The 16,218-nt window shown below is 69.3% G+C and carries 11 protein-coding genes; 5 read left to right on the top strand and 6 right to left on the bottom strand.

What is annotated here, in order from left to right; all coding sequences use genetic code 11:
- Nucleotides 1–295: 295 nt before the first annotated feature.
- Both ABT313_RS44625 and ABT313_RS44620 read right to left on the bottom strand, forming a co-directional pair.
- Nucleotides 296–1,756: an NAD-dependent succinate-semialdehyde dehydrogenase gene (locus ABT313_RS44625; protein WP_350867190.1), complete on the bottom strand. Its 1,461-nt coding sequence runs from the start codon at nt 1,754–1,756 to the stop codon at nt 296–298.
- Between the two features lie 34 nt (nt 1,757–1,790).
- On the bottom strand, nt 1,791–2,861 hold the full coding sequence (locus ABT313_RS44620) for an MsnO8 family LLM class oxidoreductase (RefSeq protein ID WP_350867187.1): 1,071 nt from the start codon (nt 2,859–2,861) through the stop codon (nt 1,791–1,793).
- A gap of 595 nt (nt 2,862–3,456) precedes the next feature.
- Here ABT313_RS44620 and ABT313_RS44615 point away from each other — a divergent pair.
- The 4 genes from ABT313_RS44615 to ABT313_RS44600 all read left to right on the top strand — a co-directional run bounded on the left by ABT313_RS44615 (nt 3,457) and on the right by ABT313_RS44600 (nt 10,827).
- Entirely contained in the window at nt 3,457–6,171 is a 2,715-nt protein-coding gene (locus ABT313_RS44615) for a type 2 lanthipeptide synthetase LanM family protein (RefSeq protein ID WP_350867184.1), read from the top strand.
- A 12-nt stretch (nt 6,172–6,183) separates the two neighbouring features.
- Nucleotides 6,184–6,387: a hypothetical protein gene (locus ABT313_RS44610; RefSeq protein WP_350867182.1), complete on the top strand. Its 204-nt coding sequence runs from the start codon at nt 6,184–6,186 to the stop codon at nt 6,385–6,387.
- Nucleotides 6,388–6,501: 114 nt separating this feature from the next.
- Nucleotides 6,502–9,426 carry an ATP-binding protein gene (locus ABT313_RS44605; RefSeq protein ID WP_350867179.1) on the top strand — a complete coding sequence of 975 codons (2,925 nt, stop codon included), beginning with the start codon at nt 6,502–6,504 and terminating at the stop codon, nt 9,424–9,426.
- A 171-nt stretch (nt 9,427–9,597) separates the two neighbouring features.
- Nucleotides 9,598–10,827, top strand: coding sequence for an ROK family transcriptional regulator (locus ABT313_RS44600; protein ID WP_233714893.1), 1,230 nt, complete (start codon nt 9,598–9,600; stop codon nt 10,825–10,827).
- Here the strand turns inward: ABT313_RS44600 and ABT313_RS44595 are convergent.
- From ABT313_RS44595 to ABT313_RS44580, 4 genes are all read right to left on the bottom strand, one after another.
- Nucleotides 10,824–10,988 (bottom strand): hypothetical protein, encoded by a 165-nt coding sequence (locus ABT313_RS44595; RefSeq protein ID WP_350867176.1) that lies wholly within the window; start codon nt 10,986–10,988, stop codon nt 10,824–10,826. The two genes, ABT313_RS44600 and ABT313_RS44595, sit on opposite strands and share 4 nt — an antisense overlap.
- Nucleotides 10,985–11,110: a hypothetical protein gene (locus ABT313_RS44590; protein WP_350867173.1), complete on the bottom strand. Its 126-nt coding sequence runs from the start codon at nt 11,108–11,110 to the stop codon at nt 10,985–10,987. The genes ABT313_RS44595 and ABT313_RS44590 overlap by 4 nt, the downstream gene beginning before the upstream one ends.
- Before the next feature lie 85 nt (nt 11,111–11,195).
- Nucleotides 11,196–11,945, bottom strand: a complete 750-nt coding sequence (locus ABT313_RS44585) for an alpha/beta fold hydrolase (protein ID WP_350867170.1) — start codon at nt 11,943–11,945, stop codon at nt 11,196–11,198.
- Nucleotides 11,942–12,610 carry a DUF998 domain-containing protein gene (locus tag ABT313_RS44580; protein WP_350867167.1) on the bottom strand — a complete coding sequence of 223 codons (669 nt, stop codon included), beginning with the start codon at nt 12,608–12,610 and terminating at the stop codon, nt 11,942–11,944. The genes ABT313_RS44585 and ABT313_RS44580 overlap by 4 nt, the downstream gene beginning before the upstream one ends.
- Nucleotides 12,611–12,719: 109 nt before the next feature.
- On the opposite strand from ABT313_RS44580, the gene lysX reads away from it, so the two are divergent.
- Entirely contained in the window at nt 12,720–16,076 is a 3,357-nt protein-coding gene (gene lysX / locus ABT313_RS44575; RefSeq protein WP_350867164.1) for a bifunctional lysylphosphatidylglycerol synthetase/lysine--tRNA ligase LysX, read from the top strand.
- Nucleotides 16,077–16,218 lie beyond the last annotated feature (142 nt).

The raw sequence follows: 16,218 nt of genomic DNA, 5'->3' as shown, positions 1-16,218 counted from the left end.
CTCGCCGAGTCGTGGGAACCGGCTCCGGGCCTGTCGGTCGTCGAGTCGTGGAGAGTGGTTCAGAAAATCTGCCACGATCCACGACTCGGCGTTCGGGGTCGGAACCATTCGCCACGACTCGGCAGGGCTGTGGATGACGAATGCCGACGGGAGGCGGTGATCCTGGTGGGGCCGTCGGCCGCCTGCGTCGCACAGTCAGACCTTCGACTGACCGCCGAAGGCAGCCACCACTCTAGATCTCTTCTTTCTCTGTTCTTTATCTTTCTCTTGCTTCTCTTTTTTCTGGTTCTGCTGGTTAGTCGATGTTTACTGCTACGTATTTGAGTTCCAGGTATTCGTCTATGCCTACGGTGCCGCCTTCGCGGCCGAGGCCGGATTGTTTTACGCCGCCGAAGGGGGCCGCGGGGTTGGAGACGATGCCCTGGTTGAGGCCGATCATGCCGGCCTCCAGGCGTTCGGAGACCCGGAGGGCGCGACTCAGGTCCTTCGTGAACAGGTAGGAGACCAGCCCGAACTCCGTGTCGTTCGCCATCCGCACGGCCTCGTCCTCGGTCTCGAACGCGGTCAGCGGCGCCACCGGCCCGAAGATCTCCTCCTTCTGCAACCGCGCGGTCGCCGGTACGTCGGCCAGCACCGTCGGCTGGAAGAAGTACCCGTTGCCCTCGGCAACCGAACCGCCGGTCAACGCACGCGCGCCCCGGGCGATCGCGTCGGCGACCAGGTCGGCGACCTTGTCCCGTTGTGTGCCGTCGATCAACGGACCGACGTCGACCCCCGCCTCGGTACCGCGGCCGACCTTGAGCGCCGCCATCCGCTCGGTCAGCCGGGACGAGAACTCCTCCATCACCGACGAATGCACGTAGATCCGGTTGGCCGACGTACAGGCCTCGCCGCCGTTGCGCATCTTGGCCAGCATCGCGCCGTCGACCGCCTTGTCCAGGTCGGCGTCCTCGAACACGAGCAGCGGCGCATTCCCACCCAACTCCATGCTCGTCCGCAGTACCTGGTCCGCCGCCTGCTCGATCAGCCTGCGGCCGACCGGGGTCGAACCGGTGAAGGACAGCTTGCGGGCCCGGCCGTCGCGGATCAACGGCTCCATCACGCCGCCCGCATTGTGGGTAGTGATCACGTTCAGGACGCCGGCGGGCAGGCCGGCCTCGGTCATCAACTCGGCCAGCTTCAGCATCGACAGCGGCGTCTGCGCGGCCGGCTTGATCACCATCGTGCAGCCGGCGGCAACGGCCGGTCCGATCTTGCGGGCACCCATCGCAGCCGGGAAGTTCCACGGGGTGATGAGCAGGCACGGTCCGACCGGCTGGCGCATCAGCAGGAAGCGGCTCGAGCCGTTCGGTGCGATCTGGTACCCGCCCTCGATCCGGACCGCTTCCTCCGCGAACCAGCGGAAGAACTCAGCGGCGTAAGCGATCTCGCCCTTGGACTCCGCAACTGGCTTGCCCATCTCGAGCGTCATCAGCAGCGCCAGGTCGTCGACCCGCTCGGTCATCAGCTCATAGGTACGGCGCAGGATCTCGCCACGCACACGTGGTGGCGTGGCGGCCCACTCCGCCTGCGCGGCAACCGCTGCGTCCAGCGCTGCCTTGCCGTCGGCCGGACTGGCGTCCGCCACGTCGCAGAGCGTCGCACCGGTGGCCGGGTCCTCGACGGCGAGAGTCTTGCCGCCCTCGGCCGCTACCCACTTGCCTCCGATGAACAGCTCGGTCGGACACGCCTCGACGACTTCCCGCTCCGATGACATGGCCCCGCCTCTCGTCTGGTTCGTAGTACCCAGACTAGGCGGTGGCGATCAGGGGCGGTGTGTGCCTGGGGACCGTACGGACGATGCGGGTGAGACCGGCTGCGACGGTGCGGAGGATCGCCGAGCGGATCAGTCCGTCGAAGGCCAGCGGGACGAGCATGACCTCGTCTGCCGTCGTACTCGCCACCAGCTCGCCCAGCTCGACCGCGACCGTCGCACGGGAGCCGACGATGTACCCGTGGTCGTCCATCAGCCGTTCTGCACGACCACGCTCGCGACCGGTCAACGGCGGGTCCAGCAACGCCACCAGGTCGGCTGAGGTGACCCGTGGTCCAGCAGCAGCCAGCCGGGTCTTCACTCGGACGTACTCCGCGAACCGGACCACAGCCTCTTCGTCGGAGTCAGCCGCGACCACTCCGACCGTGACGGCCAGGTACGGCCGCACCTTCGGACCTGTCGGCTCGAAGTGCTCGCGGTACGCCTCCACAGCAGCAGGCGTCACCGCAGCTGCGCAGTGGTGCGCCAGGAACAGAGGCAGGCCACGTACGGCGGCAGTCACTGCAGTGCGCGGGTGATCGGCCAGCACAAAGACCGGCGGCGGCAGTCCAGCCAGTGACAGCCGTACGTCGCCTACCGGCACCCGGCCAGGCGTTCCGTCGCGCAAGAACCCACACAGCTCGTCCAGCCGTTGCGGGAACGAGTCGCGTGCGCCGCCAGCGAGTGCTGCCGCAGTACTAGGTGCAACACTGCGCTGCTCTTCCACACCCAGGTCGATCCGACTCGGGTACGCCGCTGCGAGCGCGGCGAACTGTTCCGCGACGACGAGCGGCTGATGGTTGGTCAGTAGGACCCCGCCGGCTCCCAGGCGGATCCGGTCGGTCCGAGCGGCCAGTACTGCGGCCAGTACGGCCGGTGCCGCCCCGCCGACGCCTCGGACACCATGCTGCTCTCCCAGCCAGAATCGGCGGTATCCGAGGTCGTCGGCGGCCAGTGCTACCTCTGCCGTTTCCCGGAGCGCGGCCGCAGCCGACTGACCGGGCAGCTGCGGTACGACGTCCAGCACAGAGTGAGCTGAGACGGGAAGTCCGGGAGCGACAGTGAGCACGCGCCCACCGTGTCAGGGCGGGTCCGGTTCACGCATGGGGATTCCGCACCCAAGTTCCGGCCGGTGTGCCCCCATCCTCGACGGCCCGGACGGCGACCCGAAAATGGGGGTTCGCAGCCCTTGCCCGGCCCGCTCCGGCACGGGCATCGTTCCCGGCGTGCCGACGGCCCTCCACCAAGGGCCGGCCGGCCCGGTCCGCTGCCGCGGGGGCGTCCACCCCCCCAGTCGTCACCCCGCGGCAGACACCGGTCGACACTCAGCTACCTTCTCGCGGAACGGCCAAGAATATGGGGGCTGAGTACCCATGCCCGGGTACTCCCCCCGATGGCAGCCTGAGCGCGTGCTCAACTCAGCGACCGCGGGAACCGCCCGGATCAGCCAGCGCAAGAGCTGGTGGTCCGCGGGCGTTCGACCGCACGAGTTGACCCACTCCGCGCCGGCCTGGGCCGAGTACGTGGAGCGCAGTACCTCTCTCCCACCGAGCGCGCCTGCCGCCGGTCGAGACCCTGCAGGGACCGGTGTCATTGGCGGCTACACGTCAGGTGGAGCGGCCGCGGCAACGGATGGGTCCGGCACGGACTGGCGGCAGGCGCTCATGCCTTGCCTGGAACCGCTGCTGGACTCGGCCCGCCGGGACCTGGCCGCGGTCGGGCACACCGGCGTGGTCGCCGAGCAGTTCCTGCAGCGGCTAGGACTCCGCCTGGTGAAGCTGGCCGCCCGCACGCTGGTCCTGGAGCTCGCCCGGGCCCGGGACCGCGGTGAGCTGGCCGGCGACACCCCTGCCGCACGGTTCCTCGACTTCACCCACCGGCTTGTCGGAGGGAGCGAGCTGGCGGAGTTCCTGGCCGCATACCCGGTGCTGGCCCGGGTTCTGGGCGAGTCGTGCCGACAGGGCGTCGAGGGTCACCTCGAGCTGCTGGCACGGCTCGCCGAGGACCGTGAGTCACTCGTCACCGGGCTGCTGGACGGCCGCGACCCCGGCGCACTCACCGGTATCGACCCCGGCGGCGATCCGCACCGGGGCGGTCGGTGCACCGCGATCCTCACCTTCGCGGACGGACGGCGGCTGGTCTACAAGCCGCGGCCGCTCGAGCTCCACCAGCACTTCAACTCCTTCGTGGACTGGCTGAACGCCAAGACGGCCCTGGACATCCGCAAGGTCCGGCTGCTCACTCGCGATGGCTATGGCTGGCTGGAGTACGTCGTTCACCAACCCTGCAAGGACTTCGCCGGCGTACGGCGGTTCTACCACCGGCAGGGCGCTCTGCTGGCGCTCCTGTATGTGCTCGACGGCACCGACATGCATTTCGAGAACCTGATCGCCGCAGGCGACCAGCCGGTGCTGGTGGACGTCGAGACGCTGTTCCACCCCAGTCACCTCGCGGTGACCACGTCGAGCCACGATCCGGCGTACCAGTCGCTGCTCGGCTCGGTCTACCGCACCGCACTGCTTCCGCTGCTTGTCTCGGGCGAGTACGGCCTTGCGGATGTGTCCGGACTCGGCGGTGACGGCGAGTCGACCGCGCCGATGAGCGTGGTCGACTGGGCCGACGCCGGGCTGGACTCGATGCATCTGGTCCGCCGTCCCGGACAGCTGACCAGCGCTGCCAACCGACCGATGCTCGACGGTGCGATGGTCGAGCCACGCGAGCACGAAATCGCTGTACTGACAGGGTTTCGGGCCGCGTATGAGGCGATTGCCCGGGACCGCGAGGAGTTCCTCGGCCCGGACGGGCTGTTGGCGCAGTGTGCCGCGGACCAGCTCCGGTTCGTTCCCCGCCCCACGAGTCTGTACAAGGGTCTGCTGGACGAGTCGACCCAGCCGGACGCCCTACGCGACGCAGCCGGCCGGAGTCAGCTGCTCGACCTGTTGTGGGATGCGGACGAGTCGCTGCACGCGATCGTTCCGCACGAGCTGGCCGACCTGTGGGCGGGCGACGTACCGCTGTTCACCGCACAGCCGGACAGCACCGATGTGAGGGCGTCCGACGGCACCCGGATCGCCGATGTTCTTGCTACTACAGGGCTTGCGGCGGTCGAGGCGAAGATCGCGCGTCTCAGTGATGTCGACGAGCACCGCCAGGCCTGGCTGATCTCCGCGTCCCTGGCCATTCGCCCGGAGCCGATCAAGCACGTCAGCACTGCCAGCCGGCAGCACCTCGGCACGACCGAGGCAGACCCGGATCAGCTGCTGGCTGCGGCCACCGACATCGCCGACGAGATCGTCGCCCAGGTGATCGGTGAAACCGGCGGTGCGGCGAACTGGCTCGGTCTGGAGTTGCTGGACGACCACCAGTGGGCCGTGCGTTCCATGGGCGCCGGCTTGGCCAACGGCTACACCGGTACTGCGTTGTTCCTCGCGCAGGTCGGCGTACTCACCGGAGCCGACATCTACTGCGAGCTGGCACGTGACGCGATCCGTCCGATCCCACAGCTGCTCGGAGCCCTGGCCGGCGACCTGGAGTCCGCTCACCTGGTCGGTGCCGGTTTCAACGGTCTCGGTGGAATCAGCTACGGCCTGCACCGGCTGTCGACGCTGCTCGGAGACTCCGGCCTGGCCGGCTGGCTCGCAGCGTCGCTGGAGCTCACCGAACAGCTCACGACGGACCCCGCCGAGTTCCCGTCGTACGTCGAAGGCGCGGCCGGCGGACTGGCCGCGATGCAAGCAATACAAGGACTTCCGGCCGCCGACCGACTGGCCGAGCGGTACGCGGATCACCTGGTCACCACAGTCGAGAGCGGCCTCCGTGGCCGGGTAGCAGCGGAACACGGCTTCGCTCGCGGCTTCCAGGGAATCGCATGGACCCTCGGGCAGTACGGCGTACCTGGTGACAGGTACCTGGATGCCGCTCGGACAGCAGCCGACCTGGACCGGCGGAACGCACCCGCCGGACACGGCTGGTGTTCGGGCGACGCCGGGACAGCGCTCGCCCGGGCGGCGGCCGGAGTACCAGCGGATCTCGAGAGCTATCTGAGGGCCGCGGCAGAACGTCCGGTGCTCGCCGACCTGAGTCTGTGCCATGGCGAGCTCGGAGCGGTGGAGTCACTGATGTGGCTCGCCGCACGTGAGTACCCAACTGCAGAGGCGGTACGGCGACGTCGTGCCGGGTTGGTGCTCGCGGCAGTGCAGCAGTACGGGCCGCAGTGCGGAACACCACGCGCCGTACCGTCTCCAGGCCTGCTGACCGGTCTGGCAGGGATCGGGTACGGGCTGCTCCGTCTTGCGTACCCCGAACGGGTTCCGTCCGTCCTGTTGCTCGAACCAACCGCCGGGTCGAGGTGTGGCACAGCGCCAAAGCCCACACTGTGACAGGAGAGCAGCATGACCGCCCAGCACCACGATGTTCAGCACGAAGCTCGGGCAGACGAGCAGTTCACTGCGCCGGACCGCACCGACCCGATCACGATGCCGAAGCGGTACCGCATCGTCGCCCGGGCGATGGGCCTGATCGGCGTCATCGGCGTGAGCGCGATGGCGGCTGCCATCGCCGTGCCCAACGGCAGCCCGTGGGTCGTCGGCGGGTAAGCAGCTTGCCGGCAGCAGCGAACGTTTGATGGAGTGATCGGCCGCCCGTTGCGGGCGGCCGGTCCTCGGTCGGGCTCCTGCGGCGACAAGCATCAGTAGTTACAGTTGGCAATCATGCAGACCCGTTCGCCTACCGTGGTCGGCAGAGCGCGGGAGATCGAGAGCCTTCACCGCCTGCTGGCCGGAGCCCGCGGCGGACAGGGTGGTGCGATCTTCCTGGTCGGCGAGCCCGGCATCGGAAAGAGCCGGCTGGCCGCGACCGCCACCACGCAGGCCCTCGATGCGGGGATGACGACACTGCGCGGACGGGTCGGGGCGATCGGCACGATGGTTGCCTTCCGCCCGTTCACCGAGGCGCTGTTGTCGTTGATCCGGCGCGGCGAGATGCCCACCACCGAAGGCCTCGGCCCGTACCGGCAGGTGCTCGGCCGCCTCGTTCCGGACTGGGACGACGGCAGCGCGCACGACACCGCTGCGTCACCGGTCGTGCTCGGAGAGGCAGTACTGCGGCTGCTGGCCCTGGTCGGCAGGGATCGCGGCTGTCTCCTGGTTCTGGAGGATCTGCACGGCTCCGACCCCGAGACGCTGGCCGTGATCGAGTACCTGCTCGACAACCTCGACGCGCAGCCGATCGCGCTTGTGGCGACGATGCGCCCCGAGACGTGCCCGGCATACGAACTGGCACGGCTGTCTGCACAGCGAGGGATCGCCGAACTGGTTGAGCTGCCACCGCTGGGGCGGAGCGAGGTCGCCGAACTCGCCGCGGGCTGCCTGGAGGTTCCGGCCGACAGCGTGCCGGAACAGCTGACGGACCAGCTGTGGAACGACAGCGCCGGAATCCCTTTCATCGTTGAGGAATTGCTGCAGGAGGCGAACCGCAGCGGGCAGCTGGTGTCCGGGCCGGACGGCAGCGTGGAGGTCGTCGACGACCTGCACACGATCGTCCCGGCCGCGGTGGTACGCAGTATCAGCAGCCGGACCGCGCAGCTCGGGCCGCAGTCGCGGGACATCCTCGTGCTGGCCGCGGTGATCGGGCACCGGTTCCCGCTGAGCATCGTCCGCGCGGCGACCGGGACCGACGAACGGTTGCTGCTGGCCACGCTCCGGGCCGGCGTGGCCGCCCAGCTGGTCGGTCCGGACGAGCCGGCGCCGGACTGGTACGCGTTCCGGCATCCACTGACCGCCGAATCGCTGCTCGCCGGGCTGACGCCGACCGAACGCTCCGCGATGGCCCGCCGGTGCGCGGACGCCGTCGAGGAACTGCATCCGGGACTGCCCGGCGAATGGTGCCCGATGGTCGCCGAACTCGCCGAGTCCGGTGGCGACACCATCCGCGCCGGCCAGTTGTTCGCCCTCGCCGGACGACGATCGTTCGACGACGGCTCTACCGGCTCGGCGGCCAATCTGCTGGACCGCGCGAACACCCTGCTGGCAGCCGATCCCGACATCGACCACCGGGCCGAGGTGCTCGGCGCCCTGCTGCTCGCACTCACCGCGACCGGCGGCTTCGAGCAGCTGGCCGTCCACACCGCGACCGTCGACGAACTGGCCGACCGCAATCTCGACAGCCGTAAGGTCGCCGCGCTGCACGTCCAGCTCGCGGACGCCGAGATGGTCGCCGGCCGTTGGGCGACCGCGCTCCAGCATGTCGCGACCGCCCGGTCGCTGCTCGGCAGCAACGCCAGCGACGCCGACCTCGCGCCGATCGACGTGGTCGCCGCCAACCTCGAGTTCGCCCGGACGAACCCCGGCCGGCTGAAGGCGGCCACCGAGCTGGCCACCCGCGCCGCCGCGGCGGCCGAACGCGCCGAGCTGCCCGAGGTGGCCTGCGAAGCCCTGCAGCTGCTGGGCATCCTGGCCCGCGAGCACGACCTCGACCGGTCGATCGACTACTTCCATCGGGCCCGGCGGATCGCCGAGGACCACGGGATGGCGCTCCAGCGGGTCACCTCGCACATCCTCCAGGCGGTCAGCCTCTACCTCGCCGACGGGACGATCGCCGAGCTGGAGCGGTCCCGGCAGCAGGCGCTCCGCATCGGCGCCATCTCGCTGGTCTACGACGTGGACGGCATGCTCGGCCAGCAACTGATCCTGCAGTCCCAGTACTCGCGGGCCGCCGAGATTATCGGCGAGTGCGTCGAAGTCACCCGGCGGATGCGGCTCGGCCGGTCGGCGACGTTCTTCCTGGCCACGAAGGCGATCCTGGAGGCTCACCAGGGCCGCCGGCCGGCGATGGAGGCGACCCTGGCCGAGATCACGAACTGGGGCGGCGAACGGGCGTCGTACGAGTTGCCGTACTCGTACGGACTGGCCCGGACGTTCTGCGCACTCCTGGAGGAGAACCGGGAGCTCGCCGACTCCGAGCTGGCGCAGGCGCTCGCGTACGACGCGCAGAACCCGACCACCTTCCAGCTCTCCGGGAAGAACGGTCTGGCGCTGCTGCTCGGCGTACTGTCCGGACGCAACGGCTGGGCCCATTTCGAGGCGGTCACCGCGACCGCTGCGAGCGGGATGCGATGGAACAAGCAGTTCGTCCAGCTTGCAGAGGCCGTACTGCTCGGCCGCGACGGTCGGGCCGAAGCGGCCAACGCCAAGGTCCAGGAGGCGACGGAGACCGCGTCGCTGTTCCCGCTGGCGCGACACCTCGGGCTGCGGATGGTGGCCGAACCGGCGCACGCGGACGGATGGGGCGACCCGGTGGGTTGGCTGCGGCAGGCCGAGGACTACTTCCACAACGCCGGCATCCAGCCGGTGGCGAGTGCGTGCCGCAGCCTGATGCGGCAGCTCGGTGCGACCGTTTCGCAGCGGCGGACCGGGTCGGACCAGGTGCCGGCGCATCTGCGGCAGCTCGGGATCACGACGCGCGAGTTCGAGGTCTGTCAGTTGCTGGTGGACCGGATCGGGAACAAGTCGATCGCGTCCCGGCTGCACATCTCGCCGCGGACCGTGGAGAAGCACGTGGCGAGTCTGATGACCAAGACCCAGCAACCGGACCGGGAGGCACTGAGCAGTTTCGCGCGTACCGCGCTGCAGGGCTGAGTCCGGAGTCGACCCGATTCCGGGCAGCGATGCGTGTGCTGGAACATCTGGCACCCGTTGGGTGATAGTTGTCGACTCACGCATCGGTATCCGCCAACCGACGCGGCCAGTGGACGGTATTTACGAACGCTCGCTATCTATACTGTGCGAGTGGCAGGCAAGGGGTCGGACATGAGCAAGGGAACGGTCGGCGGCGGCGGTACGACGATGCTGCGGCGGATCAATGTCGCCTCGGTCCTGGATGCGGTCCGACGATCCGCGCCGGCACCGTTGCGCGTCGCTGAACTGGTCGAGCGCACCGGCCTGGCCAGACCGACGGTCGCACAGGCCGTCGACGAGCTGCTGGACGCCGGTTGGCTGCAGCAGCACGGCCCCGATTCCGCGGACCGGTCACTCGGTCGCCCGGCGATCCGCGTGTCGCTCCGCGGCCGCGCCGCGCCGGTGCTCGGCCTCGACGTCGGCCCGCACCGCGTGACCGTCGGCGTCTCCGACCTGGCCGGCCGCAAGCTGTCGCTGGTACGGCGCTCCGGACCGGGCTGGACCGCGCAGGAGCTGCTCGGCGTCATCGGCGAGGTGATCACCGAGGCGCTCGCGGAGGCCGAGGTGCCGGCCGAGGACGTGGCCGCCGCGGTCGCCGCGAGCCCCGGCATCGTCGACGAGCACACCGGCCGGGTCCAGCTGGTTCCCAGCGTGCCGGGCTGGTCGGCGATCGACCTGATCAAGCATGTCCGCGGTCTGCTCGACTGCCCGGTCATGCTGGACAACGACGCCAACCTGGCCGCGCTGGCGATCGCCGCCGCGCGAGGTGGCACCGGCACGCTCCTCGCGGTCCAGTGGGGCGAGCGGCTCGGCGCCGGCATCGTCATCGACGGCCGACTGCACCGAGGCACCGGAGCGGCCGGAGAGATCGGCTTCATCGCCACAGGTCCGGATGACGTGATCAACCCCGAGGACAGCCGCGGACCGCTCGAGCGGGCGGTCGGCTCGGAGGCGATCGCAGCACTCGGGCGTCAGGCCGCACTGGACCACCCGGAGTCCCGTCTGGCCGAGCTGGGCGGTGACCAGCTCGACACCGCGGACGTGTTCGCCGCTGCGGCGGATCGTGACCCGGTCGCGCAGGCAGTCGTACAGCAGGTGGCGCGGTCGTTCGCGCGTGCACTGGCCCCGTCCATCCTGGTGCTGGACCCGACCGCCGTAGTCATCGGGGGCGGTGTCGCCCGCGCCGGCGCCGTACTGCTGGATGCCATCTCCGACCAGCTGCGCCTACTGACGCTCAACCACCCGAAGCTCGAGCTGTCCGCTCTGGCCGAGGACGCTGTGGTCACCGGCGCGATGCGCATGGCCCTGGACGAAGTGTGGCAGCGCAAGCTCCCCACCCCTGCCATGACCAGCACTACCTAGGGCCCCTTCACTACCTTCGCACCGGGCGCACCACACCAGCAGGTGTAGGTGAGCTCGTACAACACGTGCCCCGCCAGGTCGATCCGTCGCTCCAGTCCGTGCACCATGGTGAGCGGCAGGAGCGTGCGCCGGTCACACACCGAGCAGGTGATGACGATCATCGCCTGCCCCACGTGTACATGCGGCTGGCGTACAGCCGCTCGATCAGGCGCCAGTGTTCCCGGACGTCGTCGAGGAACCACCGCCACCGCAGACTTCGACTCACCTGCATCTGATCACTCATTGTGCACATCCGCTACAGATCATGACTGCCACGACTGTTTCAGTGCAAGGAGCGTAGAGCATCCGGTCCGCGGAGTGGAAGGGGTTTACCGCGGTACGGCGGCGGCGATCGCGTCCGGGCGATCGAGGTGGACCAGGTGGGCGGAGTCCGCGAGCACCTCGACCGTCCCGCCGAGCTTGTCGGCCAGGCGACGTTGGCCTGCCAGCCAGCGGCCGGCGGTGAAGCGGGAGCTGCCGCCGGTGGCGACGAGCAGCGTGGTCGGAGCCACTGCGCCGACCGGTCCGGCAACCAGCTTCTGCACTTCGGCCGCCAGCTCCCAGCTACCCGCCAGCTCGTCCCAGAACAGCAGCCACGACGAGTCCGCGCCGTACCTGCTCCTTGCCGTTGTCTTCGACAACAGGTCGTGGTTCGACGTGCTACCGACGCGGACGCTCAGCCGGCGCAGTCCGGTCCCGATGACGCTGGGTAGGCCGATCCGCCCGAGGAACCGCGCCAGCGCCCGCACCGCCCGGTCACCACGCGTGCCCGGGTAGAACGCACGCCAGCCCGTCTCCGAGGTCAGACTGGTGTCGACCAGCACCAGCCGGGTCACCTCGAGCGGCCGGGTCAGCGCCCAGCGCAGTACGGCGAGTCCTCCGATCGAGTGCCCGATCAGTCCGATCTCCGCGTCCGGCGGTACGTCGGCAGCCGCCCGCAACGCGTCCACCTCGGACGTGATCGGCGTGAGCCACGGATCGATCACCCGGACGTCCTCGTCCGGCAACAGCTCGACGACCCGGGCGAACTCCTCCGGAGTCTCGGCCAGGCCGGGCACCACGATCCAGATCACGGTCATCGAGAGAAAGCTTGCCTCAGACCTGGTAGCAAAGTCCCCAACATTAAGCAGAACAGCAGGGTAGAAGCCCGTTGCAGGATGCCCGGTGCGGCCACCTCCTGGCCGCTCAAAGTCTCATAGGCGACGACCGACCCGAGCCACACCTGCGTCACCAGGACTCCACCGGCGAGTACGGCGAGCAGCTTGCCCGGCCAACCGCCCCAGCCCCGACGCCGGCGCCGCAGTGCGATAAGCGCAAAGACGGCCATGGCGATCGTGCCGACGCCGGCGATGGTCGACGTCGCCTCGTGCAGCACCAACGCGGCACCGGCCTGTCCGTTCACCTCGCTCGCACGGCACGCAGCACTCGCCGACGGCGCGCAGTCCATCGGTGAGAACGAGTCGAACATCGTCCCGAACGCGAACACCGCAGTACTGACCAGCAGCCCCGCCAGTTCGCGACTCCGACGGGCGAGCAGGACCGCGAGCAACGTCAGCACGCTGCTGGACAGATCCATCGCCCGCGCATACAAGCTGGTCGACTGGTCCCGTGCGCCGAGCTCACTGAGGAACGACGTGTGGACGTCCAGCGGGAACCCGGCCGCCGCCTCGAGCAGCAAGCTGCAGTAGAGAACGGCGGCGGCCAGCAACAGGTTGCGGACCAGACGATAGGGGACGGCGTCCATGCTCGTCAGCGTGGCATGTCAACCAAAGTATTGGCTGTGGCGTCAGGGGTACGGTCGAGGTAGTGCTAGGTCGACCGAAGTCTCATCGAACTAATGGGATGATCGGCTGGTGCGGTCGGAACAAGCAGTAGTGATACCGGTGTGGCAGCACCGGGCCGCGGTCTGGGTGGGCCGCGTCGTCGTGCTTGCCTCGGTGTGGTCCTTTCTCGCGATTCCGCTGCACATCGGAGCGCCGATCCTCGTCAAGCACGTGGACATGGCGTTCGACTTCGTCGGCATCCCGGCCGGCCACACGTTCTTCTCCGCCGTCTACCTCGCGGTGGTCGGCAGCGCCTTGCTGCGCGGTAAGCGAGCCGCGCTGCTCTGGGTGCTCTGGGTCTTCGAAGCGCTCTGGTTGCTCGGCCTGACCGCCTACATCGCGTTCAGCTCCGTCCGGCTGAGCAGTCCGGGCGGCGCCGAGTGGCTGTCCGACCTCGACCGCACCACGGTGCAGGACCTCGAGTGGGCCATCGTCCAGTGGGTCGTAGTCGCCGCGATCATCGTGCTGTTGTGGAAGATCCGCGGCGCGTTCCCGGCCCGCCTCGCCCCCGGTACGCGCCGGCTCGCGGTCGGCGCGCTGGTCTTCGGCATGCTGATCTCGATCGCGGTCAGCATCACGCTCACGCAGATCTTCCCGCGGACGCTGAGCGGTCAGCGGCAGAAGATCGGCTGGGCGATCATCGCCGCCCTGGGCCAGTCCCGGAGCAAGCTCGGCGGCCACGAAGGACACGGCTGGATCGGCCTGTCGGTCGGCGCGATCTCGGCGGCCTCGCTGGTGATCGCGTTCTGGATCTTCCTCCGCTCGGTCCAGCGCGTCCGGTACCTCACCCAGGCCGAGGAGCTCGAAGTACGACGGCTCCTGCTGCTGCACGGCGAGCGGGACTCGCTCGGGTACTTCGCCACCCGCCGCGACAAGGCGATCGTCTTCTCGCCGGACAACGACGCCGCGATCGCGTACCGGGTCGTCAACGGCGTCAGTCTCGCGAGTGGTGATCCGCTGGGCGATCCGCTCGCCTGGCCGGCCGCGATCCAGCGCTGGCTCGAGGAGGCCCGGCGCTACGGCTGGTCCCCCGCCGTCCTGTCCGCGAGTGAGGAAGCAGCCCAGGCGTACGTCGACGCGGGTCTGCGCGCGTTGTCGATGGGTGACGAGGCAATCATCGACGTCGCGGACTTCACCCTCGAGGGCCGGACGATGCGTCCGGTGCGGCAGGCGGTGACGCGCGTCCAGCGGGCCGGGTACCACGCGGAGGTGGTGCGGCACGGGGACCTGTCGCCGCAGACGTTGGCGCAGTACGTCCACCTCGCCGAGCGGTGGCGGGGCGCGCGGACCGAGCGCGGGTTCTCGATGGCGCTCGGGCGGCTCGGCGATCCGGCCGATGCGCGGTGCGTGATGGTGATCGCGCGGGACGCGGACGGCGTCGTCCGCGGGCTGTTGTCGTTCGTGCCGTGGGGCGTGCGGGGTGTGTCGCTGGACCTGATGCGGCGCGACCCGGAGTCCGCGAACGGGTTGATGGAGTTCATGGTCACCTCGCTGATCGAGGCGTCCGGCGATCTCGGCGTCCACCGGATCTCGCTGAACTTCGCGATGTTCCGGGAGATCTTCAGCGACGCGGAGCGGGTCGGCGCCGGTCCGGTGCTGCGCCTGACGAACGCGCTGCTCACCGGAGCCTCGCGCTTCTGGCAGCTGGAGAGCCTGTACCAGTCGAACGAGAAGTATCTGCCGCGCTGGTCACCGCGGCTGATGTGCTACTCGCGCGGTGCGTCGCTGGCCCAGGTCGTGCTGGCGGCCGGTACGGCGGAAGGCTTCCTGCCGGCGCCGCGGCCGTGGACCCGCGTCGACACCGTCGAGACGGCCGAGCGGCACGCGATCATGGCGGCGGACGGGCGCGCTTTCGCCACCGCCGTACGCGAGCAGGAGAACGAGCTGCTGCGGCCGGCGCTGCCCGAGCGCAAGCTGACCGAGCAGGAGCAGATCCGGCGGACGAAGCTCACCGAGCTGGTTGCCGCGGGCATCGATCCGTACCCGGTGAGCGTGCCGCGGACCGAGACACTCGAGCGTGTGCGGGAGCTGTATCCGAACCTGCCGCCGGACCATCACACCGACCACCAGGTCTCGGTGACCGGCCGGGTGATGCGGATGCGGAACCACGGCGGGCTCGCGTTCGCGCAACTGCAGGACGGGTTGACGCAGCTGCAGGTGATGTTCACGGCCGAGGCGTGCGGCGACGTACCGCTCGAGCAATGGCGGCGACTTGTCGACATCGGCGATCACGTCAGCGTGACCGGCGAGGTGGTGACGAGCCGGCGCGGTGAGCTCTCGATCGCGGCGACGTCATGGGTGATGGCGGCGAAGTGCCTGCATCCGTTGCCGGACAAGCGGAAGGGGTTCACCGACCCCGAGGCGCGGGTGCGGCAGCGGCACATCGACCTGGTGATGAACCCGGACTCGCTGCGGATGATGCAGCAACGCAGTGCCGCCGTACGGGCGATGCGCAACGGCTTCGAGACCCGCGGGTTCATCGAGGTCGAGACGCCGATGCTGCAGGCGGTGCACGGCGGCGCCAACGCACGGCCGTTCGCCACGCACATCAACGCCTACGACACCGAACTGTTCCTCCGGATCGCGCCGGAGCTGTTCCTGAAGCGGCTCAGCGTCGGCGGAATGGGCAAGATCTTCGAGCTGAACCGGAACTTCCGCAACGAGGGTGCGGACGCGACCCACAACCCGGAGTTCACCTCGGTCGAGGCCTACCAGCCGTACGCCGACTACCACGTGATGCGCGAGCTGACCCGCGAGCTGCTGATCGAGGCCGCGACCGCGGTCTTCGGCAAGCCGGTGGTACGCCGTGCCGACGGCGAGATCGACATCTCCGGCGAATGGCCCGTCATCACCGTCCACGAGGCGGTCGGCCGGGCCGCCGGCGTGGACCTCGATCCGAACACCCCGGTCGAGCGGCTGCGGGAGCTCTGTGCGGAGCACGGCGTACACACGACGTTCGAGATGTCGGCGGGCGAGCTGGTGCTGGAGCTGTACGACGAACTCGTCGAGCCGAACACCACGTTCCCGACGTTCTACACCGACTTCCCGCTGGAGACGTCGCCGCTGACTCGCAACCACCGTTCCGATCCGCGGCTGGCCGAGCGCTGGGACCTGGTTGCCTTCGGCGCCGAGATCGGTACGGCGTACTCCGAGCTGGTCGACCCGGTCGAGCAGCGCCGCCGCCTGACCGAGCAGTCGCTGAAGGCCGCCGCCGGCGACCCCGAGGCGATGTCGCTGGACGAGGACTTCCTGTCAGCACTCGAGTACGCGATGCCGCCGACCGGCGGCCTGGGCATCGGGGTCGACCGCGTGATGATGATGCTGACCGGCCAGAACATTCGAAGCACGCTAGCGTTCCCGTTCGTTCGTCCCGCTGCTAGGGACTGACAGGTACCCTTGCTGCTTCAGGGGTGAGGGGCAACCTGGGGGGTTGGGGATGAGGCGCTGGGCTGCGCTGTGTGTGGGGGTGTGTCTGCTGTCGGGCTGCGGCGGAAAGGCGAACGAGTCGCCGACCGCTCCGCAACCGGCA

Source organism: Kribbella sp. NPDC000426 (assembly GCF_040300265.1).
Lineage (GTDB): Bacteria > Actinomycetota > Actinomycetes > Propionibacteriales > Kribbellaceae > Kribbella.
Note: the sequence above shows the minus strand (reverse complement) of the source record. Positions and strands in the feature narration are given on the sequence as shown.

What these genes read in the sequence shown, in the direction of transcription:
- ABT313_RS44580 (WP_350867167.1), bottom strand. Translation starts at nt 12,610, where the DNA reads ATGGACGCCGTCCCCTATCGTCTGGTCCGCAACCTGTTGCTGGCCGCC.
- ABT313_RS44610 (WP_350867182.1), top strand. Translation starts at nt 6,184, where the DNA reads ATGACCGCCCAGCACCACGATGTTCAGCACGAAGCTCGGGCAGACGAG.
- ABT313_RS44605 (WP_350867179.1), top strand. Translation starts at nt 6,502, where the DNA reads ATGCAGACCCGTTCGCCTACCGTGGTCGGCAGAGCGCGGGAGATCGAG.
- ABT313_RS44600 (WP_233714893.1), top strand. Translation starts at nt 9,598, where the DNA reads ATGAGCAAGGGAACGGTCGGCGGCGGCGGTACGACGATGCTGCGGCGG.
- ABT313_RS44615 (WP_350867184.1), top strand. Translation starts at nt 3,457, where the DNA reads ATGCCTTGCCTGGAACCGCTGCTGGACTCGGCCCGCCGGGACCTGGCC.
- ABT313_RS44590 (WP_350867173.1), bottom strand. Translation starts at nt 11,110, where the DNA reads ATGAGTGATCAGATGCAGGTGAGTCGAAGTCTGCGGTGGCGGTGGTTC.
- ABT313_RS44585 (WP_350867170.1), bottom strand. Translation starts at nt 11,945, where the DNA reads ATGACCGTGATCTGGATCGTGGTGCCCGGCCTGGCCGAGACTCCGGAG.
- ABT313_RS44595 (WP_350867176.1), bottom strand. Translation starts at nt 10,988, where the DNA reads ATGATCGTCATCACCTGCTCGGTGTGTGACCGGCGCACGCTCCTGCCG.
- ABT313_RS44625 (WP_350867190.1), bottom strand. Translation starts at nt 1,756, where the DNA reads ATGTCATCGGAGCGGGAAGTCGTCGAGGCGTGTCCGACCGAGCTGTTC.